This window comes from Breznakia sp. PF5-3, assembly GCF_029504745.1.
In the GTDB taxonomy this organism is placed as follows: domain Bacteria; phylum Bacillota_I; class Bacilli_A; order Erysipelotrichales; family Erysipelotrichaceae; genus Breznakia.
Window position 1 is genome coordinate 1 of record NZ_JAQFIQ010000034.1, and the last position, 24,823, is coordinate 24,823.

Annotated in this window: 23 protein-coding genes and 1 riboswitch; of the genes, 1 reads left to right on the forward strand and 22 read right to left on the reverse strand. The window is 32.8% G+C overall.

The features are described from left to right. Positions 1-32 precede the first annotated feature (32 nt). The 8 genes from M2475_RS08370 to M2475_RS08405 form a co-directional block, all read right to left on the reverse strand. Positions 33-161, reverse strand: a complete 129-nt coding sequence (locus M2475_RS08370; RefSeq protein WP_277490826.1) for a hypothetical protein — start codon at positions 159-161, stop codon at positions 33-35. Between the two features lie 113 nt (positions 162-274). Next, complete coding sequence (locus M2475_RS08375; RefSeq protein ID WP_277490827.1) at positions 275-1,030, reverse strand: hypothetical protein; 756 nt, start codon at positions 1,028-1,030, stop codon at positions 275-277. Between the two features lie 40 nt (positions 1,031-1,070). After that, a complete protein-coding gene (locus tag M2475_RS08380; RefSeq protein WP_277490829.1) occupies positions 1,071-1,817 on the reverse strand; it encodes a nitroreductase family protein in 747 nt (248 codons plus the stop codon). Between the two features lie 68 nt (positions 1,818-1,885). Then, positions 1,886-2,404, reverse strand: a complete 519-nt coding sequence (locus tag M2475_RS08385) for an energy-coupled thiamine transporter ThiT (protein ID WP_277490831.1) — start codon at positions 2,402-2,404, stop codon at positions 1,886-1,888. 35 nt (positions 2,405-2,439) lie between these two features. Beyond that, positions 2,440-2,538: riboswitch (TPP riboswitch) on the reverse strand. A gap of 44 nt (positions 2,539-2,582) precedes the next feature. Continuing rightward, entirely contained in the window at positions 2,583-3,098 is a 516-nt protein-coding gene (locus M2475_RS08390) for a hypothetical protein (protein ID WP_277490832.1), read from the reverse strand. Between the two features lie 198 nt (positions 3,099-3,296). Continuing rightward, positions 3,297-3,911 (reverse strand): hypothetical protein, encoded by a 615-nt coding sequence (locus M2475_RS08395; protein WP_277490833.1) that lies wholly within the window; start codon positions 3,909-3,911, stop codon positions 3,297-3,299. Continuing rightward, positions 3,911-5,233 carry a M18 family aminopeptidase gene (locus M2475_RS08400; protein ID WP_277490834.1) on the reverse strand — a complete coding sequence of 441 codons (1,323 nt, stop codon included), beginning with the start codon at positions 5,231-5,233 and terminating at the stop codon, positions 3,911-3,913. Before M2475_RS08400 ends, M2475_RS08395 begins: the two co-directional genes overlap by 1 nt. 79 nt (positions 5,234-5,312) lie before the next feature. Then, positions 5,313-6,722: an amino acid permease gene (locus M2475_RS08405; RefSeq protein WP_277490836.1), complete on the reverse strand. Its 1,410-nt coding sequence runs from the start codon at positions 6,720-6,722 to the stop codon at positions 5,313-5,315. Between the two features lie 217 nt (positions 6,723-6,939). On the opposite strand from M2475_RS08405, the gene M2475_RS08410 reads away from it, so the two are divergent. Beyond that, a complete protein-coding gene (locus M2475_RS08410; protein ID WP_277490838.1) occupies positions 6,940-7,620 on the forward strand; it encodes a hypothetical protein in 681 nt (226 codons plus the stop codon). A 493-nt stretch (positions 7,621-8,113) separates the two neighbouring features. Here M2475_RS08410 and M2475_RS08415 read toward each other — a convergent pair whose 3' ends face one another. The 14 genes from M2475_RS08415 to M2475_RS08480 form a co-directional block, all read right to left on the reverse strand. Beyond that, positions 8,114-8,248 carry a hypothetical protein gene (locus M2475_RS08415; protein ID WP_277490839.1) on the reverse strand — a complete coding sequence of 45 codons (135 nt, stop codon included), beginning with the start codon at positions 8,246-8,248 and terminating at the stop codon, positions 8,114-8,116. After that, positions 8,245-9,324 (reverse strand): hypothetical protein, encoded by a 1,080-nt coding sequence (locus M2475_RS08420; RefSeq protein ID WP_277490840.1) that lies wholly within the window; start codon positions 9,322-9,324, stop codon positions 8,245-8,247. The genes M2475_RS08415 and M2475_RS08420 overlap by 4 nt, the downstream gene beginning before the upstream one ends. Positions 9,325-9,360: 36 nt before the next feature. Continuing rightward, the gene (locus M2475_RS08425) at positions 9,361-12,480 is read right to left on the reverse strand and encodes a dockerin type I domain-containing protein (protein ID WP_277490841.1); all 3,120 of its coding nucleotides are present in this window, start codon (positions 12,478-12,480) and stop codon (positions 9,361-9,363) included. Between the two features lie 64 nt (positions 12,481-12,544). Then, entirely contained in the window at positions 12,545-14,101 is a 1,557-nt protein-coding gene (locus tag M2475_RS08430; protein WP_277490842.1) for a bacterial Ig-like domain-containing protein, read from the reverse strand. A gap of 174 nt (positions 14,102-14,275) precedes the next feature. Further along, positions 14,276-15,610, reverse strand: a complete 1,335-nt coding sequence (locus M2475_RS08435) for an RNA polymerase sigma factor (RefSeq protein ID WP_277490844.1) — start codon at positions 15,608-15,610, stop codon at positions 14,276-14,278. 57 nt (positions 15,611-15,667) lie between these two features. Further along, positions 15,668-16,195, reverse strand: a complete 528-nt coding sequence (gene lepB, locus M2475_RS08440) for a signal peptidase I (protein WP_277490845.1) — start codon at positions 16,193-16,195, stop codon at positions 15,668-15,670. A 55-nt stretch (positions 16,196-16,250) separates the two neighbouring features. After that, positions 16,251-16,895 (reverse strand): hypothetical protein, encoded by a 645-nt coding sequence (locus M2475_RS08445; protein WP_277490847.1) that lies wholly within the window; start codon positions 16,893-16,895, stop codon positions 16,251-16,253. A 9-nt stretch (positions 16,896-16,904) separates the two neighbouring features. Then, positions 16,905-17,348 carry a DUF1307 domain-containing protein gene (locus M2475_RS08450; RefSeq protein WP_277490849.1) on the reverse strand — a complete coding sequence of 148 codons (444 nt, stop codon included), beginning with the start codon at positions 17,346-17,348 and terminating at the stop codon, positions 16,905-16,907. 372 nt (positions 17,349-17,720) lie between these two features. Then, positions 17,721-18,905 (reverse strand): elongation factor Tu, encoded by a 1,185-nt coding sequence (tuf, locus tag M2475_RS08455; protein WP_277490851.1) that lies wholly within the window; start codon positions 18,903-18,905, stop codon positions 17,721-17,723. Positions 18,906-19,020: 115 nt separating this feature from the next. Beyond that, entirely contained in the window at positions 19,021-21,093 is a 2,073-nt protein-coding gene (gene fusA, locus M2475_RS08460; protein ID WP_277490852.1) for an elongation factor G, read from the reverse strand. 12 nt (positions 21,094-21,105) lie between these two features. Beyond that, positions 21,106-21,576, reverse strand: coding sequence for a 30S ribosomal protein S7 (gene rpsG, locus M2475_RS08465; protein ID WP_277490853.1), 471 nt, complete (start codon positions 21,574-21,576; stop codon positions 21,106-21,108). Between the two features lie 30 nt (positions 21,577-21,606). Continuing rightward, on the reverse strand, positions 21,607-22,026 hold the full coding sequence (gene rpsL / locus M2475_RS08470; RefSeq protein WP_277490855.1) for a 30S ribosomal protein S12: 420 nt from the start codon (positions 22,024-22,026) through the stop codon (positions 21,607-21,609). Between the two features lie 132 nt (positions 22,027-22,158). Next, positions 22,159-23,922 carry a sigma-70 family RNA polymerase sigma factor gene (locus tag M2475_RS08475; protein ID WP_277490857.1) on the reverse strand — a complete coding sequence of 588 codons (1,764 nt, stop codon included), beginning with the start codon at positions 23,920-23,922 and terminating at the stop codon, positions 22,159-22,161. 259 nt (positions 23,923-24,181) lie between these two features. Then, entirely contained in the window at positions 24,182-24,652 is a 471-nt protein-coding gene (locus tag M2475_RS08480; protein ID WP_277490859.1) for a PTS glucose transporter subunit IIA, read from the reverse strand. Positions 24,653-24,823 lie beyond the last annotated feature (171 nt).

A 24,823-nucleotide genomic window follows, 5' to 3' on the forward strand; every position in this document is an offset into this window, starting at 1 on the left:
AATATAGGAATATAGTTTATTATTTTTCTTGTTTATCCATCACCTTTTGCTTCTTTTTCCTTCATTGTTGCATTTCTTCTGACATTCAAGCCTTTTTTCATCGCCCCTGTTTCAGAACAAGTTATAGAAGAACTTATCATAAAAAAAAGATAGACTTTCATAATAAAATCTACCTTTTTAATAAACTACTTTTTCATCTATGATTCACCACAAGTTTCAAAGCATATTATAATCGCTTTTCTACCTAAAATTCAAAAAATATCAACATACCATTTTATAAGTACAGTACATCTGTATAGCTTTCCACACTTGTCAACTTCCAAGAAAACGGTAACCAATATGTTACACACCCACAATATTCACAATTTGATAACGTGTTCTTTCTAATAGGTGCTCCACACTGTTTACAGTTCACTCTTGTTTCTTTGGAAATAAAAAATGAAGTCTTTGCCTCTTTGCGGCGCTTAAATCTAAATGTGTGTTGTAAAGCTTTCACTTCTGAATCTTTATCTTTTACTTCATAATCAATAACTACACTCAAACAAGCTATTCCTTGTTTAACCCAATAATCACCTAATAATAATTTTGTAATATTGAGTTCTTTCACTGTAAATCCATCATCAATATCTGCTAACATTTTTCGTTTTGCATCTTGTGCTACATTTTTCGCATATTCAATATGCTCTGCATCTGTATAAATTGCTACTAACAATTGTTGAACTTCTAACTTAAATTTTGTTTGTGTAAACTCTGCATCATTTAATCTAATAGCATCTTCAATCTCTAACACCCTTTGATCGTACGATATTGAAAGTTCTTCTCTATGTTTTTCTCTTTCTATAACAAACAAAATCCAAAGAAAAACTAGAATACCCGCCACTATAGCTGAATATTTAAGAATCTCTTTTGCGAATGCAAGAGAGCTATAATAGCTAGTTTCTAATCCATATTCTTCTGGCGGTGATGAACTCGCTATACAAATCCCAACAAAAATCGAAATCGATAACACTATTAATACTTTCTTCTTCATACATACCCCTTCATTCTATTCCAATATAAAACTTAAACTTTTATTCATCATCAAAATCTTTTATATATGCTTTGATGGAACGCGTCATCTCTTTAGAGAAATCCGAATCATATTTGCGATTATAGAAAGCATGTACCCACGTATTGAATTCAAAAGGAACCTCTGGAGTCAAATTTGCACGATCCACAAACATCTTTTCAAGGGTCTTATCATCCATCCTCTTATATGTGTTTTCATGTACAACATATTGTTTATCAAATCTTTTTGGTTTTTTACGCTTTGCTTGCTGTTCAGTAGGATATCCAAAGACAATCATTGTAACTGGAAAAACATATCTTGGTAGATTCAACACCTCTTTATGATATTCATATTTCTCCATTATATCTCCAATATAACATGATCCTATACCTAAGCTCTCAGCAGCCACAACTGCATTTTGTGCTGCGATTAATGCATCGTTACACCCTAACAACAACTCACCTACACCTGGCTTTCTAGGATTGTTTTCTACAATTGAAAATGTATCAATCCACTTTTGATAGTCCGCACAAAAAATTAAAGCCAATTTTGCTTTCGCTATAAACGGTTGATTGTCACAGCTTTTAGATAGATTGGTTAACAATTCTTGATCGGTTACATCAATGATTGTATACATCGTTTGATTACCCGCACTAGGTGCTTGGATAGCAGCATTTATAATTGCTTCTTTATCTATAGCAGAGATTTCCTTATCCTCAAAAACTCTTACCGATTTACGATCATTTAAGCTTTTTATTATTTCATTCATTCTCGTTCCTCCTGTATTTCTCAATATGCATATTATAGCATATTAGTTAAAGTAAAAAGAAGTATAGCTTATGCTACACTTCTTTTCATAGTTGGTTCTAACGCCTTTAATAATACCGGGATTAATAATAGTCCTAAAATCAATGTAGGCCCCATATAAGAAAAATTATATGCTGCTGAAGGGAGTAAGTCCAACCCCCAAACGATAACCCCCGAAATAGTACTGAAGACAAATCTTGCTACATTCGTTATTAATACCCCTGTATAAAATAATCCATAATTTGGAAATAAACTTGCTAACCCATATACACTGAATGCAAATAAGTAATCTAACGCAAACCCAATTAGATCTGGGGTATACATTGGCCCAGTTATAAACTGAGCAAACACTGATAACAATGCAACCATAAATCCTTTCTTCCAACCCAAATGATAAGAAGCCATCAACAAGGCAATTGTTGAAACCCCCAAAGAACCACCATTTGGCATCTGCAAGAACGGTACCATGTTTGTTAGATAGTCTAACACCATAAACAAGGCAATATAAAATGCCATTAATACAATATCTCTAGTTTGATTTCTTTTCATAAAAAAACACCTCCGTGAGGCGTAGCAAAGTAATCTTACAATAAGATCAGACTCCCTACGCTAGTATTAACTAGATCAGGTCATAAGGGACTGTATACACATCTCAGCCATTTCTGGCGCCCCTGTCTTGACTTACACATTATAAATTATCTATTTAAGAAAAGCAACCATATGAACATCAATAATCCATTGACTCTATCCCTTTAATCTTCAATTTATCAATTCTCCATATCTTACGATCTACATCCATCATTAATCGTACACGCATATGCATTGATTGAGCTACTTGCTTGTTTTTACGCAAAAGACTTTTTCCTTTATCTACTGTTTGAAACAAAGTAAAATCAACAAGCTTATGAATTTCATTTTGATCCACTTCTTTTACCGACACAAGCATAGAGGATATATATGTCACCCCTACCAATTCCGTCTCTATTTTAGATATCACTTCTTCACTACAAAAAGATTCATATTTCAATTCATCTCTACTTTCAAATACATATGTATTAAACTTTTCAATCGTCTCTTTCACCAATGTATCACTTGTAGTAGAATTTCTTTTTTTACTTTCACTTATTTTCTTCTTTGGTAATATCCTTTGTTTTGAAAGTTCCTTTTTTGACCAAGGGTCATGCAAAGCATCCATTAATTCACTTGGTACCTTATAATCTCTTTTTTTATCTTTGGTTTCCATAACACCATTATACCAAGAAAATGATTTTATTGAATGCTATTTTCTTAATTATATAAAATCATAAAGCCAGCATCCACCCCATAAACAGACTAGTTTGATATGATTGCTTATAGACAAGTACAATCTTAAACATTATCTATATCATCATCAAAAAAAGACTATTAACTTTCATTAATAGTCTGATATATAAAACGTAATTTAAACAACATTAGCAAACATCGGTTTCATTTGTCGTTGTGTAATCAAATAAGACATAACTAATATCAAGAAAGTAATATCAAAGTTTGTCTTAACAACTAATTTGATAATGACACAAACTATCAAAGCAAAAATATCTAAGTATAAATATCTTTTTTCAAAATTATACTTTAAGACAATTCTTCTTTTAATTAAAAAGCTACGTATCGCCACATATGAGGCAAGAATCGCTATCAAAATATCTGCCGAATAATGAATCAAATAATTTTCTGTCAACCAGTTTTTAAAGAAAAGCAATACAATGAATGTTGTAAACACTTCCCAAATATTTGATACATTAAATTTCTCATAATCGCGATCACGAATTTTTTTCTGTTCCTCTTTTATTAATCCATTTCTTTTTATCCTTTGAATATATTTACGATAATCACTTGGTATCGATTTCCCTTCTTCTAGATTGCTCAATACAACGGATACATATATATTTAAATCATCAGGATGATTGTTAAGTAAATAAGAAAGAATTTTCGTATACTCTTCCTTTTGTTTTTCCGTTAGCTTTTTTACTCGGCGTTCATTATCTCTTGCAATATCTGAATAATCAATTGCTTTCATTATTTGTAATTGACCTCTATTTTACTTACATCATCAATTCGAATATCCGATTCAAAGAAATGTTTTATAGCCTCCACCAAATAAGCAGTATCTTTACTACCTGCAGTTTCATATGCTGAGTGCATTGCAAGTTGTGGAAGTCCAAGATCCACTGCATTCATAGATACTTTAGTAGATGATATATTTCCTAAGCTACTTCCTCCAACCATATCGCTACGATTTGCAAAATGTTGATAAGGAATTTTAAAATGATTACACAAATCAGTAAATACTGCATTACTAATTGCATCGGTTGTATAACGTTGGTTTGCATTATACTTTATTACAATTCCTTTATTCAAATAAGCACAATTCTTTTTATCTGTTAATTCTGGATGGTTTGGATGAACTGCATGTGCATTATCACAAGACAGCATAAAGCTTTTAGCAATTGCACTATAGTAGTCTTTATTTTCATATCCTAAACTTAAATTGATTCGCTGCAATACATCATATAAGAACGTTGATCCAGCTCCTTGTTTTGTGGAAGAACCAACTTCTTCATTATCAAAACAAGCATATACTGCAATTGACTTTGTATTCTCTGCATTCATAAACCCTTTTAAAGATGCAAATGAACATTGTAAATTATCCAACCGTGGAGAAGATATGAATTCATCCTTCACTCCCCATTCAATGGAATTATCACGATTGTATAAGAACATATCACTTCCCAATATATCTTCGCGTTTTACACCTAACTCAGCAGCCAAAAATTTGTAATAGTCACCTGCTTGTAATTCTCCCGCACTAAATAATGGTAATAAATCTACTTGATTATTATATTTAATTCCATTGTTTGCATCGCGATTCAAGTGAATTGCAACATTTGGAATAACAAGAATGTCACGATCTATTTTCAACAACTTTGATTGTATTGTATTTCCTTCCTTGACTACAATCCGCCCCGCCAATGATAAAGGACGATCGAACCAAGAAGCCGCAAGCATTCCACCATAGCCTTCTGTATTTAATTGTAAATATCCTCCTTGTCCAGCTAATTCAGCATTTTCTTTTACTTTATACGTAGGTGAATCACTATGTGCTGCCGTAAGCTGGAAATGATAATTATCCATATCTTTTCCAATATGAAAAGCAATGATACTTGAGCCATTACGAATGGTGTAATATTTTCCATTTTTTGTCAAATTCCATTGGGTCGTTTCATCTAATTGTGTAAACCCTGCTTCATCCAATTGCTTTTTAATTTCTGCAACTGCATGAAAACATGTTGGACTATCTTTTAAAAACGATAATAATTCTTTATTTATATTTTCTAACATGAAATATCCTCCATATCTTATGCGTATTATAACACTCTTTATTTCTAATATCTATTTGAATACAAATGAAAAAGAAAGCCTACGCTTTCTTTCCGTTTTGTCGTCTTGCTATAGCTGGCAATATTAATCCCAATCCTAGCAATACAAATGGTGTAAGAACATTTAAAGCGATGTGTTGAAGATCACCTTTAAACATACCACCTAAACAAGCAAATGCTGTAAAAGCAAAACACCAAATCCCTGCAATTAAACCTAAAACTTTACTCTTTGTAAATTGATAATCAGCTTTATATTTGTTACCAGCTCGTTTTAACGCAATATAAGCAACAAATACCCATAAGTATCGTAGTGGCATGGTAACAGAGTTTAATTGAATCAAAGATTTAAACATTGCATTTACATCACCAGGTAACAATCCTGGTACAATGATTAAGATTGCAACAATAACCGTAACCAATTTAATTCCATTAATATATACCCCTTTATCATTAAGCTTCAACATATTTTTTGGAATATAGTTTGTATCCGCTGAATCTAGTAACATACGAAGTGGAGCATCAATTGAAACAATTAACACTGACAATTGTCCTACCACATTACATAAAGCATATATAATCATAAATAAATTTCCTACATGATAATATTCCCCTAATCTTTGAAATGCATAATATGCACCATTCATCATTAAATCTTCAGGAATATTATTTGGATCAAACATCATACCTAATGCTATTGTTCCCAAGATGGCTGTTATCGCAACCATGATTGCTAAGAAAATCATCCCTTTTGGAAACCCTTTACTCGGATCCTTCATCTTGTTTACATATGGAGATATCCTCTCACACCCTCCAACTGCAAATACCAAAATTGATAATGAAGTTAAAAATTTCCCATCAAAGGATGGCATAAACGTATCTAAACTCCAGTCAATTGAATGAATTTGATCACCTGCAATCGCTGGTGCCGCCATCATTAATACTATAAACAAAAGCGACATGACAAACATGGAAGAACCCGCTATCGTCGCAATATTCTTAAGTGGATTGATTCCTCTTGTAGATATCAATACAAAGATCAAGAACACCAATAAACAACCTATCTGCAACAATAATGGATTCATATCATTAACATAAGTTGCACTTCCTGTAATCGCCCAACTTAGTGCAATAAGTGCACTTTGTGGTTTTTGTGATATATATGGCATATGTACTACCCAATATGTCCAACCTGCATAATACGCAATTCGTGGTCCAATTGTTTCATGAATCCATGAACTTACTCCACCACCTAAATTCTTAAATGCTGATCCCATTTCACCAACCATAAGTGCATATGGAACAAAATATAAGGCAAACATTAGTATCCATGAAACAATTGCTTTTAATCCATTATATTCAGAAAAACCATTTACTACATTTCCGAAGCTCCAAACAGATGCAAAAGCCATAAAAGCAAGATTATACCATAAGATTTTTTTTGACTCTTTCATACTTCCCCTCACTCTCCAAACATATATTATTATACTCTTATTTTTAAATAAGTACATTCATAAAAATGAGAAAATACTTTCTGTTAGACTTCAAGGTTAATGCAATAGATGATTGCAATAACCTTGAAAATACAATATTGAATTTAGTCAACGTATTTCCTTGCTAGAAGCTGCAGAACTTTTAAATGTAAACAGTTCAACAATCTATAGAGAAATTATGCAGCATAGAATTAAACAAGCATACAAGCAAAACCAGTATTACCATAGTAAGGACCACCAAAGTCGTCTAAATTGTCCGTTTACAGAAAAATTCCCGTATACTTGCAATAATTGTGAAAAGTATCCGAGATGTACAAAAACAAGGTTTAAATATGATGCTTATAGTGCCAATGAAATAGCTAGGAAGGAATTAAAAAACTCAAGAAGTAAACCTTCTCTATCAAATGCTGATATCAAAAAATTAGATAAAAAGATATCTCCACGTGTATTACAAGGACAGTCTTTATATCATATACTTCAAAGTGATAAGACGATTTTAAAATCTGAATCCACAATACGTCGTTATATTGATCAAACACTTCTTACATGCAGAAACATTGATTTACCTAGAAGCTGCAAATCTGTGAACAGTTGTATTCGAAATCTCATTCAAAAATTACAACAGCTTTATCATAGAATTTTCTTTGATTGCATTCTCACAGATAATGGGTCAGAATTCAAAAATTTGCACAATGAAGAACAAGACTTAGAGACTGGAGAACAATTCTTTAAACTTTTCTTCTGTGATCCTTACTCATCATTTCAAAAAGGAGGATGTGAACGCAATCATGAATTATTTCGATATATCCATAAAAAAAAAGAAAACCTTCGACAATCTAACTCAAGAAGATATATCTGAAGCGTTTTCTCATATCAATTCTTAAACAGGAAATCACTAAAGGGACGATCACCATATCAAGCCTTTAGTAAAAAGTTTGGCATAAAGTCAGAGATTCTTGGTATAAAAAGAATTGATCCAAAAGATGTAAAATTGAAAAAATAAATAACAATTTCGCACCTAAGACACAACTTATTCCATTGCAATAAGGTTGAAAACTAAAAGGTAGCAACCTTTTTTCGTCATGTCCTTAACTAACTATATTATACACAATAACTTAGAAATGAGCGAGATTTATATAGAAAATCGCTCATTTCTTTAGTATTATTCTATATTTTTATTGAAAACCTGATTTATTGCATTTACTTTGAAATCTAACCGAAAAAATACTTTCGATAAACAACAAAATCGCGGAGAGGTTATTTCCGCGATTTTACTCTGATTTTTCATTTTATATTGGAACTAAAAAATTCAGATTTTGCTATGTTCGTTTATATTAAGATAATTTATACATTTATTCCTTATAAAATCGTTCTATTATTTCTTGGTCATCTTTTCGTCTATTCTTATTTGCGACTAAATATAAGTAACATGATATTACTGTAAACACCAAAATAATCATCGCAATAATATCATACCAACAAATCATGCTTGCATCCTCCTTGACTCTTTCAAATGTGTGTTTCGCACTTTTGTATAACCTACAGTTGTAGCAATCAACAATGTGCTTATACCTAGTAATATCCAATGCGTATAACAAGTTTGATTTAATACGGAAAGTGATTTCTTAACTTCTGTAAACTCGTCTCTATCAAATGAATAAACCTTATAGTTTTCATCATTTTTTAATTTATCAATCTCTTTCAGTCTTGCTATGATTGAATCATAACGATTTTCACCAGACAGACTACTTTCCTTTTTTAGTGTGAAACTGTACTCTTTTCGTCTAACTGTGTCTAAAATTTTCTCAACTTCTTTCGATCCTATTTCATTTATCACCTTGTCTACCACTTCTCTATCAAGATTCACTTGATTCCCTTGGTTTCCACTTTCAGGAATATTAGGATAATTAGGACTTATCGAAGCAGACTGTTTTTTCCCAGCTACAATCTGAATAGTTTCTATTGTCCACCAAATTGTTGATATATCATTCTCGTCATACCCATCATGTGAGAGCATAAGCTCTCCATCAATCATTGAGGTCATATTAAAATCACCAAAAGTAAAGGCTATATTTGTTCCGCTCGTACTTGTGTCTACGTTACGAATTCGAAACTTAATTTTAGCGACAATACCCCCACTCTTGTTTCCAGTACCTGGATCTCTTTTTTCACTAACAAACCGAATTTTCCCTTTCTTTCCATTAGCATTTTGAGACATATTTGACCATCCAGTATTTTTTAACTCAGCACACATAGAAGAATTCACTTCACTGAAACTACTGTATAACTCCAAACTATTGTAATCATATGTGATACTCTCCATGAAAGATACTGCATCTGTATTCGCAGGAAGTATTATATTAACTTGTATAATATTCCCATTTTGATAATGCATTACACCATTTTCCTCATACGGTTGCGCACCACCCCCAACATACTCAATCGTATGATGCAAAGTTCTCGACACTTGATTTGATGTCACTTTATTTTGAGCATTCATGCTACCATTTTCCATCCAAAACAGCAGTCCAACCATAACCAATAATAATATATTCTTTTTCATAATAAATAAACAAATCCTTTCTTAATACATAACCCTCTATAAATTAACTCCTGCTGGAACCTTGACATAAGGAGGTTCATCGCTAGGATTCATTAAGTGATAGTTAATTCTCGCTACATCATATGAATCTATAATTCCATTTCCGTTCGCATCTGATAATAGAAGTACTAACTCTGTTTGTGAATCTTCATTCATTATGTAGTAACTAAATCTAGCTTTATCATATGAATCAACCATTCCATTTTCATTGTAATCAAATAACATAACATCTCTTGTTTTTTGAACAACACTGATTGTAACTGTTTTTTCAACATAACTACTACCTGTTCCATAACTATATGTAATGTTGTAATCTCCTAAAACACCATTTTTAATATTGTTTAAGTTGCCATTAGAAATAGATACAGTTGGAGCCGCAGTCGTTCCATCCGCAAATACTACTTCTGCTTCATTAAACGGAATTAAATCTTCTGCTTTTGTAATTTTCTTTGCATCATCATTTGTAATTTCACCATCATTTGCTTCTAATGCAACTTTTCCATCTGGTGATATTACAGCTTCATCTGAAACAACTGTGATTTTTACTGTTTTTTCAACATAACCATCACCTGTTCCATATGTATACATAACATCGTAAGAACCCAATGTTCCTTTTTTGATATCCAACCATTCATTATTTGTCACTGTAACATTTGGTGTAGCTGTGCTACCATCAAACATTGTCACTAATGCTTCGTTATAAGTGGATAAATCTGTTTTTGCTGATAATGCTTTTGCTTGACTTACTGTAATATGTTTGTCTTTTGCATATAAACTTGCTTTTTCATTTTCAGAAACTTCAGACCCATCTTTAATTACTGTTAATTTCACCTTTTTTAATAAAGTACTTGCAGGTGTAGGATATGAATATGTAACATTATATGTTCCTAAAGCACCATCTAGAACATCTAACCATTCACCTGTAGTAACATTTACATTTGGTGTAGGAGTTGTTCCATCTAGCATCATAACAACAGCTTTATTAATTGGAATTAAATCTGCTTTAGCTCTTAATGCTTTTGCATCTTTTTGGAAAATAAATCCATCTTTTGCAGATAAGCTTCCGTATTCATCAGTTGCTGCATCATCATCGATAACATTTACTCTAAAAGTTTCAGTAACTTGTTTATCACCTGTTCCATATGTATATGCAATTTCATATGTTCCAATTGTTCCTAGTTTAATTGATGCAAAATCTAACGTTGTTACACTAGGAGTAGGATTTGTTCCATCCATTGCTGTTACTTTTACTTTATTAATACCTATTAAGTCTTCCTTAGCTACTAATGCTCTTGCTTGTGTTTGTGTAATTTGAGCATTTTCCCCTTCAATTTGATGCGCTTTGTCTTTTGCAATTTCTAAAGTTACAGTTTTGCTAACCGCATCATCACCACTTCCATATGAGAACACTATAGTATAATCACCTATTACACCCTTTTTAATATTTGTCCAATCCGACACACTAATTTGTGGAGTGTATGTATTTCCATCTGAATCTGTAACAAGTGCATTTGCTAAATCAATCAAATCACTTTGACTAACTAAAGCTTTAGCTTCACTTTCAGACAATTCAATATCATCTGCTGATAGACTATATTTTTCATTCTTAGAAACTTCATCGTTATCTCCAATAACGGTGATTTTAACTTTAAGATCCGTTTCATTCACACCAGAACCATAAGCATAATACACATCATATCCACCTTTATTACCACTTCTGATTTCTGTCCAATTGTTTGCTGATACTGATGCATCAGGATTCGCAGTTGTACCATCGGCTAAATATACAATTGCTTTATTGTATGGACGAAGCTCATTACGATTAGTTAAATTTTTCGCAATGGATTCTTTTATAAATCCCGATTCTGCATATACTGCGAATTTTCCATCTGGAGAAATTTCTGATCCATCTGGAACAACCACCACGTTAACAGTTTTTTCTGCTAACCCTTGGCCACTACCATACTTATAAGTGACAGGATAAGCACCAATTTTTCCTGTTTTCAATGTTGAAAATTGACTACATACAACACTTGGAACTGCACTTGTCCCATCGCTCTTTGTAACTTTAGCACTATTTAAATTAATCAACTGTGAAGTGCTTGATAATGCTTTAGCTTCACTTTGTGTAATAATTTTATCTTTTGCATAAACTGCATTATTTCCGTCTGGAGAAATTGTACTTCCATCTTCAATAACATTTAACTTAACTGTTTTAGAATCTGATAAACCTGCATCACTATACGAATATGTAACTGTATAAGCTCCTAAAGTTCCCGATTTAATTGCAGCTAAATTTGATGCTGTTGCAGTTAAATTCAAAGGCGTTCCATCTCCCAATTCAGCAACTACTTTATTAGTTGCTTTTAAATCCATTGCTGTATTTATAAGCTTTGCATCACTTTGTGTAATAAAGCCGTCTTTTGCATTAAAGTTAACACTTGGTGACTTTGCCATTACAGTTACGCTTGGTAAGTCACAAGACATTGTATTGATCTTATCATTTATATCATATCCTGGTGTTAACCAGTTGAAATCAATATCTACTGCATCATAATTTTTAAAATCAAAAGTTATTGGTGTTCCTGCATCTGTTTCAACACCATTATTTATCTTGAAATATATTTTTGCAATCGCTCCACCTTCATTAATAGGTACATCTGTTTTATATGTAGATGAACGTAATAATATATATGAATGCGTACTCGAAACTGAATGAATCCCTACCAAGTTAGACCAGCTACTTGCTTTGAAGTTCGAATCTAAAGACGCCAAAATATCATCAGAGGTTGAAATTAATTGAACCTTTGTAGGATCATAATGAACTTCTTCTTTTAAAGAAATTGCATAATTATCTACTGGTAAAGATAATCTAACTTCAAGAATACTTCCATTTCTATAGTATGTTGTCCCTCCTTCATTATAACTTGGAGCAGAAACTCCATAGCCAGTTCCATCATTCCAAGTCACTGTATTGTTCATAACAATCGGACCATAAACTGATACGCCATCACCCACAATTGCGCTAACATTCAATAACGAAGATGGCAAAATGCATGTAATTGCTAAAGCTATAGCAAAAAACATCTTATTTAATTTGAATATATTTTTTTTCATATTATCCTTTCTAAATCGACAAGCAAGAAAAGATGCCTTCACACCTTTTCTTTATTTATCTTTTCTATTTACTACTTGATTTAACTTTTTTAACACCAAATCCCATCGCTACCATTGACATCAATGCTGTAAACATCCATGCAATAGTATTTGTAGTATCTGCTGTTCCAACACCAGTAGAACCATCTCCCGCTCCAGCAGTAGATGCTGCAGAAATTACTGAATCTTTACTTCCATCATTTCCGTTTCCACTGTTATTACCATTGTTCCCACTATTATTTGATCCATTTATTTTTATTAGACCTTTCACAATGTAATTCTCTTTAGTAGCACTTAATTTATTCCATTCATTTACATCGCTACCATTATATTTTGTAATTACGCGATTACCATCGCTATCATAAGATATAATTGGCATTACCAATTCATAATTGACACCAAATGTCTGATCACCAATTAATTTACCATCACTATCTACCTTATATTTTTCCGTATTTCCATTCAAAGCAACACCTTCAACCATAAATGTTGATCCATCATTACATGATACCGTTACCTTAAATGCATCATTTACTGCATCTTGTAATTCTTTTTTCATATCATCTTCAGAAGTACCAGCATCAAACGTAAACTCTTTTCCTGTTTTATCTACTTTTGTAATTGTATATGTTCTTTCTGTAACTGTTACTGTTGCTGTAGCCGTTGTTGTTTTTCCATAATCATCTGTAATTGAATATGTATATGTGTATGTTCCAGCTTCTGGTTGATGTTTCGTGAATACTCCATCTCCTCCAGAAATTGTTACATTTTCTTTACCGACTGTATTTCCTTGGCTATCTTTAACTGACGAAATTAAACTACTAGGGTCAAACACATCACCTTCATAAATTGTTTTTGTAGCTGTTTCTAAGCTAATGCTAGGTGAAGTTTCATTTGCTTTTGGTTTTTTCACAACAATTGAGAATGGGTCACATTCACAGAACATTGATAACTTATCTGCTGGATCAAAACCTAATGTCAAATAATCAAAATTTGCATCAATAGCATCAAAGTATGGTGATGTAAATGTTATTGTTGTTCCCTCCTCAGTGGCAACTCCTTGGTTAATTTTGAAATAAATTTTACACAACTTTCCACCTTCATAATTAGGTGTACAAGTCCTTGATGCTGCTTGGATCCTTATCATACTTGTTGTTGCGTCAATTGGGTACCCATTACAAAGCATTTCAAAATTATCTTTGTAAAAGCTACTTGGCATCGTTGCTGTAACATCAGTATACGATGATACTAATGTTAGTTTCGTTGAATCATAACGTATCTCATTCATTGTACTGATTGTACTATGATTATCTGGCAATACAACTGCCACCTCAATAATACTTCCATCTTGAAAATAAGTTACCCCATCTTCTACATAAGATGATGGTGATACACCATATCCCGCAGAACCATCTGCCCATGTTACTGAGTGCGTAGCTTTAAAAGGTGGGGCAAGTGTACTCACTTGCTGGTCTGCGTGCGCTTTGCTACGTGAACCCTCAATAATAAGTCCAGTTCCAACAAGTGCTACAATAAGCATACATATGAAACTAACTCTAAATTTCATTTTCGATTTAATCATTTTATTTCTCCTTCCTGTTAAATCTTTACTAAGAACCTTCGTCCTCACAAGTTATGACGAAATGAAAATAAATTACGTTCTATTCAAAATAATCTTTAAATAACTCAAATAAAATATGTAATATATTTTTGGCTAACATATTACATATTTTTAACTATATTAATTTAAACCAAATCAATTTGCCTCTACTATATCATTCACCTTTATATCAAATGTTGCATAATTTCCAGCATGATCATACAATCGTAATTCGCCATTTGCAAGTATTTGTTCCTGTAATGTTGCAATCATATTTTTATCATCAATGCTTTTAAATGAAATTCTTTGATTATTTGAAATAAAATATGATCTAGAAAAATCAACCCCTGCTAAATCATCCATAGCTGTAATTTGTAATAGCCCATTTCGTTCTTCCATTGAAACTATCTCTGGGAGAGATTTGTCAATATTAGAAATAGCTATATCTTTATGAAAATCTCCGTAAGCAAAATTATATATTCCATTACCTTTAGCAATAAAGCTTATCGTTTTTTGATCCTCTTTATGTACTTCTATGCTCTCGTTATTAAAGATAATAGAAATCAACTCCTCATTTATATCATTATCAAACCTTAAAACAATTTGAAGATTTTTATTAGTCAAATTGTCATCAAAATTTATTTCTTCAAGCTTTGCTTCTTCCAAAATTGCTTCACTTTCATTATTTGATGCTTGTAATTCATTAATACCAATATATGCACTTGTTCCACCAATCAGAATACTTGATGAAATAATAGCAACTGTTACAGCTGTTGATACCCCCTGCACACCTACTGAAGCAATTGTTGTTATCTCTGTAGATTGTGCAATCGTTTTATAAATAAAGTCTTGCTTATCCATACTAAGTGACTCACTTTCTACAATTCGTTGAAATAACCGCACTGTTAATGGATTAATCGAAAACATTAAATACCTAGATGGTGTAATTTTTTTATTAGTTAATTCTTTTTGTAAAATCTTGCGAATTCGATATAATCTACTTTTGATTGTCCCCTCAGGCATATTCATAATTTGGGCAATTTCATCAATATTCAAATCACCAACAAAACGAAGTGTTGCAATTCTTTGTGACTCATTTGGCAACTTATTAATTTCTTCTTTAACCTCTAAAAAAAGTTCATTTCGCACCATTTGTTCTTCTGTGCTAGCATCATCATTTGAATATACATCTTCAAAAAGAACTTCATTTCTTTCAGAATATTTAACATTTCTCCGATATATATCTAGGCTGCAATTATAAGTTATCCTAAAAACCCAGGAGTTAAATGCTCCTGTTTCTTTTACATTTCCACGGTTTTTTATAATCTTTATAAATGTTTCTTGCACTACTTCCTCAGCGTCTGCACTATTATGCAAAACAGAGAATGCCATATAATGAATTTTATTTTGATAATTCCTATATATTTCAGGAAAAACCGTATCATCTCCATCTAGAAATTGTCGTATTATCTTTTCCTTTAATTTTGACATATTTTGCCCTCTCTATACATATGACGTCAACCAATTTATATACGTTTTGAATTTATATCATTTACCATTCCCAAAAGAATTAAATGGATATAGAATAATAATCCCTCTTGAAATAATATTTTTTGCTTTAATCGCTCCAAAAGAACGTGAATCACTAGAGTAAGGGCGATTATCACCCAATACAAAATATTCATCTTCTTTCAAAGAAACAGGACCAAAATCCTTCGTAAAAACTGATGATGTTTTAAGATAGTTCTGTTTATATTGCGCATCTAAAAACGGTTCTTCTACTTCTATCCCATCTACATACAGTTTGTCATTCATATAGAAAATCGTTTCTCCAGGTAAACCAACCACTCTTTTCACTAATTCTATATCTTCACCTTTTCTATTATTTGTATCTTTTATGATTACAATTTCAAAACGCTTTATATCTTTAATATTAGAAAATAATTTATTACTAACGCCATACTCACCAGCTTTTAATGTAGGATACATACTATCACCATAAATTTCAACTTGATGAAAAATAAATCTTGTAATTACAAAAATCAAAATCAGAAAAATTATTAGTACTTTTATCATAATGATATTCCAGTACTTGATTTTATCTTTATCATCAGTTTCTCTCATTATAAGTTTATTCTATATCCTCTACCCGTATATCATAAGATGCATAGTTACCAGCTTTATCATATAACATCAAGGTAGCATCCTTCTCTAACGCTTCTTTAATTACAGCAATATCTTGTTTGCTTTTCATGATAGTAATTTTTTCATCATCAACTTTAATATGTGACTTCTTATAATCAATCCCACTACCTTTATCAGTTACTGTTAATGTCAATAAGCCAGACGAATCCTTATTAATACTTTTCAATACAGGCCCATCTTTATCAATATTATCGATTTTTATCGTTTCGCTAAATTTTCCATATGAAATCTTATAATTTCCATTCTTCTGTACTATAAAATGAAGAACATCATCTTCTTTTTTTACTGCTATTTTCTTTTTGTTAGATGTAACGCTCAGCTTTGACTCATCAGCATCTCCGCTAATCATAATTGCCACCTGCACATCAGTATTAGTCTTTTCTTTTTTATATACGATATTTTCTATGTATGAGGTTGCAACTACCGAATCCTTACTATTTGACATTTCAAATATTGATATTGTTGCAACTAGTACGATAACAACACTTAAAGTAACCAATACTATTTTGAGTCTTTTCTTGGATTTATCACTATTTTGAATAAATGTCATAATTTCCTTAATTTTCTTCATCATCTTCTCCTACTTACATTTCATTCCCGCTTCACTTAAATTCTTTTTAGCTGTTTCAAGTTTAATTTTATCTTCATCTGCTGACAAAAATTGAACTAGTAAACCTGACTCTTTCAATTCTTTAATCGTACTATCGTCAATTGCTATCTTAATTGTTTCTTTTAACTCTTTATCTGAAATTTTATACGAGTAGTCTACTCCTTTAATTTTTTTATACTGTTTCCCAACCGTTTTAGCTATTTCTTCTAAATCTTCTTTTGAATATAGTTCCTCATCAACTTCAATTTGATTATCATATGTAATCTTTTGAACCTCTCCATCTTTTGATTCCATTGTCACCGTAGATTCTGGTGTTGTTATATCTTCAAATGTACATACTGTTTCTTTTGTCTTTGATCCGCATGCTCCTAATAGTAGCACACATGAAAATAGCATTAATATTCTTTTTCTCATTTCTCAGTTTCCTTTCTTCATTTATTCAAGCTACAGATATTTCTGCTCACTTCATAAATATGACGAAAGAAAAATCAATTGCGTTCTACATCTTTAAAAAAAAATCATTTTTCCACAAAAAAAAGCCAAGAGTATCTTAAATAACTCTTAGCTTTTATATGCAATATGTGGGAGTGAACCTTGATCAATAGTCTAAGCTATAAAGGTTTTTACGAGATCTAAGTCTCAAATGTGAACACTCCCTAATTAAAGTATATCACATTCCCTCACACATTTGCGTAAGTCTTATGTTTTATTAAGATATCTCTTAACTTTATAATACGAAAAAGAATGCCAAATGGCATTCTTAATGTAAATATTCTATTTTTTAAATTATTTAATAATTTCAGTAACGTTTCCAGCTCCAACTGTACGTCCACCTTCACGGATTGAGAACTTAGTTCCTTGTTCAATCGCGATTGGTGCAATAAGTTCAACTGTCATTTCTACGTTATCACCAGGCATAACCATCTCAGTTCCTTCTGGTAAAGTAATAACTCCTGTTACATCCGTAGTTCTGAAGTAGAATTGAGGACGGTAGTTAGAAACGAATGGTGTATGACGTCCACCTTCTTCTTTACTTAAAACATATACTTGTGCTTTAAATTGAGTATGTGGTGTTACACTACCAGGTTTACAAAGAATTTGTCCACGTACGATTTCATCACGGTTAACTCCACGAAGCAATGCTCCAATGTTGTCTCCAGCTTCAGCGTAATCTAACAATTTACGGAACATTTCAATTCCTGTAACAACTGTTTTCTTAGTATCTTTGATACCAACGATTTCAACTTCTTCATTGATGTTTAATTGTCCACGTTCAACACGTCCTGTAGCAACTGTACCACGTCCTGTAATTGTGAAAACATCTTCTACTGACATCAAGAATGGTTTGTCAGTTTCACGTACTGGATCTGGAACGTATTCGTCAACTGCATCCATCAATTCATTGATTTTTTCTACCCAAGCAGCATCTCCTTCAAGAGCTTTAAGAGCAGATCCACGAATTACTGGAGCGTTATCTCCATCAAAGTTATATTCGCTTAATAATTCACGAACTTCCATTTCAACTAAATCTACTAATTCATCGTCATCAACCATATCACATTTGTTTAAGAAAACAACGATTTTGTCAACACCTACTTGGTTTGCAAGTAGAATGTGTTCACGTGTTTGAGGCATAGGCCCATCAGTTGCAGCAACTACTAAGATTGCTCCATCCATTTGTGCAGCCCCAGTAATCATGTTCTTAACGTAGTCAGCATGACCTGGACAGTCAACGTGTGCATAGTGACGTTTTTCTGTTTGGTACTCAACGTGTGCAGTATTGATTGTAATTCCACGTTCTTTTTCTTCTGGTGCTCCATCAATTTGGTCATAAGCTTGCGCTTCAGCTTGACCTTTGTTAGCTAATACATTTGTAATAGCTGCTGTTAATGTTGTTTTACCGTGGTCAACGTGACCAATTGTTCCAATATTAACATGTGTTTTCGATCTATCGAACTTTTGTTTAGACATTTTAATTTCCTCCTAATAAGTTTCTTTTCATCTTAGTGGTTTTTACCACAAATTAATTTAGTTATCCTTTTTTATTTTAAATCAAAATAATCATAAAAGCAACATCTAAAATGAATTATGCACTTGCACGTTCTTTCATGATTTTTTCACCAATACTTTTTGGTACTTCAGAGTAGTGTGCAAACTTCATTGAGTAGTTACCACGCCCTTGAGTGAACCCACGTAAGTCAGTTACATATCCGAACATTTCTGAAAGTGGAATCATTGCTCTAACGCTAATTGCATTTCCTCTTTCTTCTTGTCCATCAATCATTCCACGACGAGATGATACATCCCCCATAACTGATCCCAAGTATTCACTTGGTGCTGTAACTTCAACTTCCATGATTGGTTCAAGAAGTACTGGATCACATTTCTTTGCAGCTTCTTTAAGTGCCATACTAGCAGCAATCTTATAAGCCATTTCACTTGAATCGACATCATGGTAAGACCCATCAAATAAAGTTGCTTTGATATCAATTACTTCATATCCTGCAAGCATACCATTATGTAAAGCAGATTCCACTCCTTCACCAACAGCTTTGATATATTCTCTAGGAACCGATCCACCAACTGTCTTATCTTCAAATATGAATCCTTCATTAGGATTTGGTTCAAATTTAATCCAAACGTGTCCATATTGTCCACGTCCACCTGATTGTTTAATGTATTTCCCTTCACAATCTGCTTCCTTGCGAATTGTTTCACGGTAAGCAACTTGAGGTGCCCCAATATTTGCTTCTACTTTAAACTCTCTTTTCATACGGTCAACAATGATATCAAGATGTAGTTCACCTACACCAGCGATAATTGTTTGTCCTGTTTCTTCATCTGTATAAGTTTTGAAAGTTGGATCTTCTTCAGCAAGTTTCGATAAAGCAAGTCCCATCTTGTCTTGGTCACCTTTTGACTTAGGTTCTACAGCAACACGAATAACTGGTTCAGGGAATACCATTGATTCAAGTACGATTGGTGCATCTTCAGCACACAATGTATCTCCAGTAGTAGTATCTTTCAATCCTACTGCTGCAGCAATATCTCCAGCATTCACTTCACTTATTTCTTTACGCTCATTCGAGTGCATTTGTAGAATACGTCCAAAACGTTCTTTTTTATTTTTCGTCGCATTCAATACATATGTTCCAGATTTTGCTGTTCCTGAATAAACTCTAAAATAAGATAATTTTCCAACATATGGATCTGTCATAATCTTAAATGCTAATGCACTAAATGGTGCACTATCAGAAGATTCACGAGCTTCTTCTTCACCTTTTGGTGTTGTACCAGTAATTGCTGGTACATCAATAGGCGAAGGTAAGTAAGCAATTACTGCATCAAGCAATAATTGAACTCCCTTGTTCTTATATGCTGAACCACAAAGTACAGGGAAGAATTCACCGGTAATAACAGCTTTACGAATTGCTTCTTTAATTTCATCAATAGTAGGTTCTTCACCTTCTAGAACTTTCATCATAAGTTCATCATCAAAATCAGCAACTGCTTCAATCAATCCTTGATGTAATTCATCACATTTTGCTTTTAAATCAGCAGGAATTTCGATTGTTTCAATTTCTGTTCCTAACTCATTTGTATAATTATAAGCTTTCATTTCAACCAAATCAATGATTCCGTTAAAGTTTGCTTCAGCACCGATAGGGTATTGAATTGGAGCACTCTTCGCTCCTAAACGATCAATAATTGTATGACAACTCATATCAAAGTCAGCACCTGTAGCATCCATTTTATTACAGAATACAATACGAGGTACTCCATAAGATGTTGCTTGACGCCAAACCGTTTCGGTTTGTGGTTCAACACCAGCTTTAGCATCCAATACGGTAACCGCACCATCTAATACACGAAGTGAACGTTCAACTTCAACGGTGAAGTCAACGTGACCTGGTGTATCGATAATGTTTACACGATACCCATTCCAAGCAGCTGTTGTAGCTGCTGATGTAATCGTAATCCCACGTTCTTTTTCTTGGTCCATCCAGTCCATTGTACTGGCACCATCATGAGTTTCCCCAATCTTATGATTTACCCCTGTATAATAAAGGATACGCTCAGTAGTTGTTGTTTTACCAGCATCGATATGGGCCATGATCCCTATATTACGTGTTTTTTCTAATGTAAATTCACGAGCCATGCCATCGTCCTCCTACCAGCGATAGTGAGCAAACATTTTATTTGCTTCCGCCATTTTATGGATATCTTCACGTTTCTTAACAGAAGCTCCATTTCCTTCAGCAGCATCCATAATTTCAGCTGCTAATCTTTGTTCCATTGTTTTTTCATTTCTTAAACGAGCATAGTTAACAATCCAACGAAGTCCTAATGTAAGTCTTCTCTCTTGAGAAACTTCAACTGGTACTTGGTAGTTTGAACCACCAACTCTTCTTGCTTTAAGTTCTAACATTGGCATAACATTTTCTAGTGCTTGTTCAAACACTTCCATCGGTTTCTTTTCCGATTTTACTTCAATAATATCAAACGCATTGTATAAGATTGTTTGTGCAACTCCTCTTTTACCATCAACCATGATTTTGTTAATTAAACGAGTAACTAATTTAGAGTTGTAAATTGGATCTACTAATACATCACGTTTTGCAATATGTCCTTTTCTTGGCATATCTAATACCTCCTTTTCATGATTGTGCGACTATTTCGCAGCTTTTGGTTTTTTTGTACCGTATAATGATCTAGATTGATTACGATCATTTACACCAGCACAATCAAGTGTTCCACGTACCACGTGATAACGAACCCCTGGTAAATCTTTAACACGTCCACCACGGATTAACACAACACTATGTTCTTGAAGATTGTGTCCAATCCCTCCGATATAAGCATTTACTTCCATTCCGTTACTTAAACGAACACGAGCATACTTTCTTAGAGCAGAGTTTGGTTTCTTTGGCGTCATTGTCCCAACACGCGTACATACTCCACGTTTTTGTGGTGCCGCTTGATTTGTTGGACGACTTTTCAAAGAGTTGTACCCTCTGTTCAAAGCAGGTGCTTTCATAATCCATACTTTATCTTGACGACCTTTTCTAACTAATTGATTAATTGTAGGCATATTTTCTCCTTTCAAATCTTACACACATTTCCGGGTGTGTCATTTTGTAGCATTTAAAATGTTCCTTTCGGAACTTCGCTAGCCTATTAATAATATAATAATAAAAGAGTGATGTCAACACTCTTTTATTATTTATTTCAGATCCATAAAACCCCATATTCCGTTTTTCCTTACCATGATTACACCATTTGCTGGTGCACTCAAATCATCATATTTCCCTTGAAAAAGAATATTCCCTTTATTATCCAACAATCCCATTTCATCACCAAGTTTAAAATATGCATAATTTTTATTTAAAACTTCCATATCATCATAGAGGTTTGATGTTAAGTTTATTCCTTCTTCATTTATTAATTTCCATTTATCTCCTTTACGAAGTGCCGCTAATCCATATACTCTTTTAGGACCAGCTACCGTAATATAAACTGTTCTTACTTCATCATATATATTATGACTAATAGGCTTATCATTTCTAAAAACAATATATTTTTTTGTTTCCTTATAGTCAAACTGTGGATTATCAAACCGATGTGTATCTACCTCAATAATTTCAGTCGTATCTTTTTCTCGAGTTTGATATAAAACCCATTTTAGTTTTGTATCAAACGAAGTTCCTGTTTCATTAAAATCTTGCATGAGCATATATACTTGTTGTCTATCTGAAAAATAAACAACTGGAGGATATGTGCCACCAATTCCACTACATATCCCTTTATCCTCCACTTCAACATCTATTAAATCCACTACATAGTGAATTGCTTCCATAGAATACTCATCTTTGGGTGGATATACAAATGCATAAGCATCTTCCCCCAAACATTGACGATATTTTTCTTGCTTCTCAAAAACCACGGTATTGTCAATATCTACAAATTTTGACTTGCCATTTTCAGTAAGTAAAAATCCTTTATCATAAAGTGCGATTGGTCGCTCATCAAGATAATGTGAAGGAACAACACGCCATGTATCTTCATTCAAAGCAGTTTGCGTATCAATCGGGTGGGGTTGTGTTTCACTTGGCGGATTGATATCAACTGTTTCTTTTTGCTTCAGTTGTTGATTATTAATTAAAATACCTGCTGTTGCCAGTACTGCAACAGCACTAACACCAGCTATAACTTTAGCAACTGTAGCAGTTGCAATCGTCACGCCGGCAATTGTAATCACTCCTGTACCCACTGCTGTACCACCTATTGCAGCTAGGGTCGTGGTAGAAACAACTTCAGGAACGATAGTAGAACTTGCTAAATCCTTTAATATATATAAGAAAAGTGGAATTGGTGCCACACTCCTCAATTTCGTCCCAGTTGATTCTACTTCTTCTACTTTCCGCTTGATTTGCTTCTTGCCATAATTTAATCTGCTTTTTACCGTATTTGGTGATATATCTAAGATATCTGCTATTTCATTGATTGATAGTTGTTGATAATAAAACATAAGAATACACATTCTATTTTCTTCACTTAATTCATCAATCATATTTGATATAGCTTCTTTCAATTCATTATAATTATATGTTTCTGATGGATTGAACTCTATTTTATCATCTTCAATAAACTCCTCAATATTTTGATCATCTTCTGTTGTATCTGTAAAAAGAAACGGCTTTTTTTTCTTTAAATAATCTTTTGCTTTATTGGCAACAATCCTATTTATCCATTGTGGAAACTTATTATCATCATCCAATTGTGATAACTTCGAAAATGCTATCACATATGCATCTTGGAGAATATCAAAAACTGTTTGTTCATCACTTACAAACTTCTTTGCTACAAAATATACATTATTTGAAGTTTGTTCATAAATTTCTTGTATCGCTTTTTGATCTCCGTCCCTAGCCCTACATACATAGTCACTAAGTCCCTCTTCTACGCTTCTTCTTTTAAAATTAAACACACTCATTACCCACACAAAGGTTTAATAAACCTATCTCCTTTCAACCACTTGACGACTAACCTTTTCCTAAAGTTTTAACTTTTTTAAAACTTTTTTTAAACTATCTCGTCTTATAACTGTAACAGGAGCTGATTAGAATGAAAAAATACATAACTATTCACCAACTACTGTTTAGTATTTCAAAAGACTATAGACTTAAGAAAAAACAGAAAAAGTTACTTTATAAGAATATCCAAAAAAAATTAGAAACCAAATAAAATTATTTTCTTTTAATACCAACTAAAGGATCTTTTTCCGCTACTTTACCAAGTGAAAAAACAGATAAAAAATCATTATCATTTAAATTAGGAAAAACAAATGGAGACAACAAAGATATATTATTTTTCTCCATGATTTTTCTATCAAACTTCATCAATAAATCACCACGTTTCACAGAATCTCCATCTTTCACAAATACATTAAACCCTTTTCCATCAAGTTGAGCTGTATTCATACCAATGTGAATTAAAATTGCAATGTTATCACTTGATTTAATGATGATGGCATGTTTCGTAGGATATACTAAAACAATTTCTCCATCACATGGCGAAAATACTTTTTCTCCATCTGGATTAATTAATATACCACGTCCTAATAGTCCTTGTGCTACTGCTTCATCTTTACTCTCACGAAGCGGCTTAATCTCACCACTCAACGGAGAAAGCAATGTTACATATTGATTATCATCCATTCTATACACCCTCTTCCTTTATAATATATTTTTATTTTATCATATTATGTATTCAAATTCTGCAATAATCCATAATCAATCGAGTAGGAGGTAACTGATTAATTCAGTTACCGACCTCTCACACCACCGTACGTACGGTTCCGTATACGGCGGTTCAGTATATTTTAACGG

Coding starts and splice junctions, on each gene's coding strand:
- M2475_RS08380 (WP_277490829.1), bottom strand. CDS start 1,817: ATGAATGAAATAATAAAAAGCTTAAATGATCGTAAATCGGTAAGAGTT.
- M2475_RS08425 (WP_277490841.1), bottom strand. CDS start 12,480: ATGAAAAAAAATATATTCAAATTAAATAAGATGTTTTTTGCTATAGCT.
- M2475_RS08420 (WP_277490840.1), bottom strand. CDS start 9,324: ATGAAAAAGAATATATTATTATTGGTTATGGTTGGACTGCTGTTTTGG.
- M2475_RS08395 (WP_277490833.1), bottom strand. CDS start 3,911: ATGAAAGCAATTGATTATTCAGATATTGCAAGAGATAATGAACGCCGA.
- M2475_RS08430 (WP_277490842.1), bottom strand. CDS start 14,101: ATGATTAAATCGAAAATGAAATTTAGAGTTAGTTTCATATGTATGCTT.
- M2475_RS08385 (WP_277490831.1), bottom strand. CDS start 2,404: ATGAAAAGAAATCAAACTAGAGATATTGTATTAATGGCATTTTATATT.
- M2475_RS08375 (WP_277490827.1), bottom strand. CDS start 1,030: ATGAAGAAGAAAGTATTAATAGTGTTATCGATTTCGATTTTTGTTGGG.
- lepB (WP_277490845.1), bottom strand. CDS start 16,195: ATGATAAAAGTACTAATAATTTTTCTGATTTTGATTTTTGTAATTACA.
- M2475_RS08445 (WP_277490847.1), bottom strand. CDS start 16,895: ATGAAGAAAATTAAGGAAATTATGACATTTATTCAAAATAGTGATAAA.
- M2475_RS08370 (WP_277490826.1), bottom strand. CDS start 161: ATGAAAGTCTATCTTTTTTTTATGATAAGTTCTTCTATAACTTGTTCT.
- tuf (WP_277490851.1), bottom strand. CDS start 18,905: ATGTCTAAACAAAAGTTCGATAGATCGAAAACACATGTTAATATTGGA.
- M2475_RS08390 (WP_277490832.1), bottom strand. CDS start 3,098: ATGGAAACCAAAGATAAAAAAAGAGATTATAAGGTACCAAGTGAATTA.
- M2475_RS08415 (WP_277490839.1), bottom strand. CDS start 8,248: ATGATTTGTTGGTATGATATTATTGCGATGATTATTTTGGTGTTTACA.
- M2475_RS08450 (WP_277490849.1), bottom strand. CDS start 17,348: ATGAGAAAAAGAATATTAATGCTATTTTCATGTGTGCTACTATTAGGA.
- fusA (WP_277490852.1), bottom strand. CDS start 21,093: ATGGCTCGTGAATTTACATTAGAAAAAACACGTAATATAGGGATCATG.
- M2475_RS08400 (WP_277490834.1), bottom strand. CDS start 5,233: ATGTTAGAAAATATAAATAAAGAATTATTATCGTTTTTAAAAGATAGT.
- M2475_RS08410 (WP_277490838.1), top strand. CDS start 6,940: ATGCAGCATAGAATTAAACAAGCATACAAGCAAAACCAGTATTACCAT.
- M2475_RS08435 (WP_277490844.1), bottom strand. CDS start 15,610: ATGTCAAAATTAAAGGAAAAGATAATACGACAATTTCTAGATGGAGAT.
- M2475_RS08480 (WP_277490859.1), bottom strand. CDS start 24,652: ATGGATGATAATCAATATGTAACATTGCTTTCTCCGTTGAGTGGTGAG.
- rpsG (WP_277490853.1), bottom strand. CDS start 21,576: ATGCCAAGAAAAGGACATATTGCAAAACGTGATGTATTAGTAGATCCA.
- M2475_RS08405 (WP_277490836.1), bottom strand. CDS start 6,722: ATGAAAGAGTCAAAAAAAATCTTATGGTATAATCTTGCTTTTATGGCT.
- rpsL (WP_277490855.1), bottom strand. CDS start 22,026: ATGCCTACAATTAATCAATTAGTTAGAAAAGGTCGTCAAGATAAAGTA.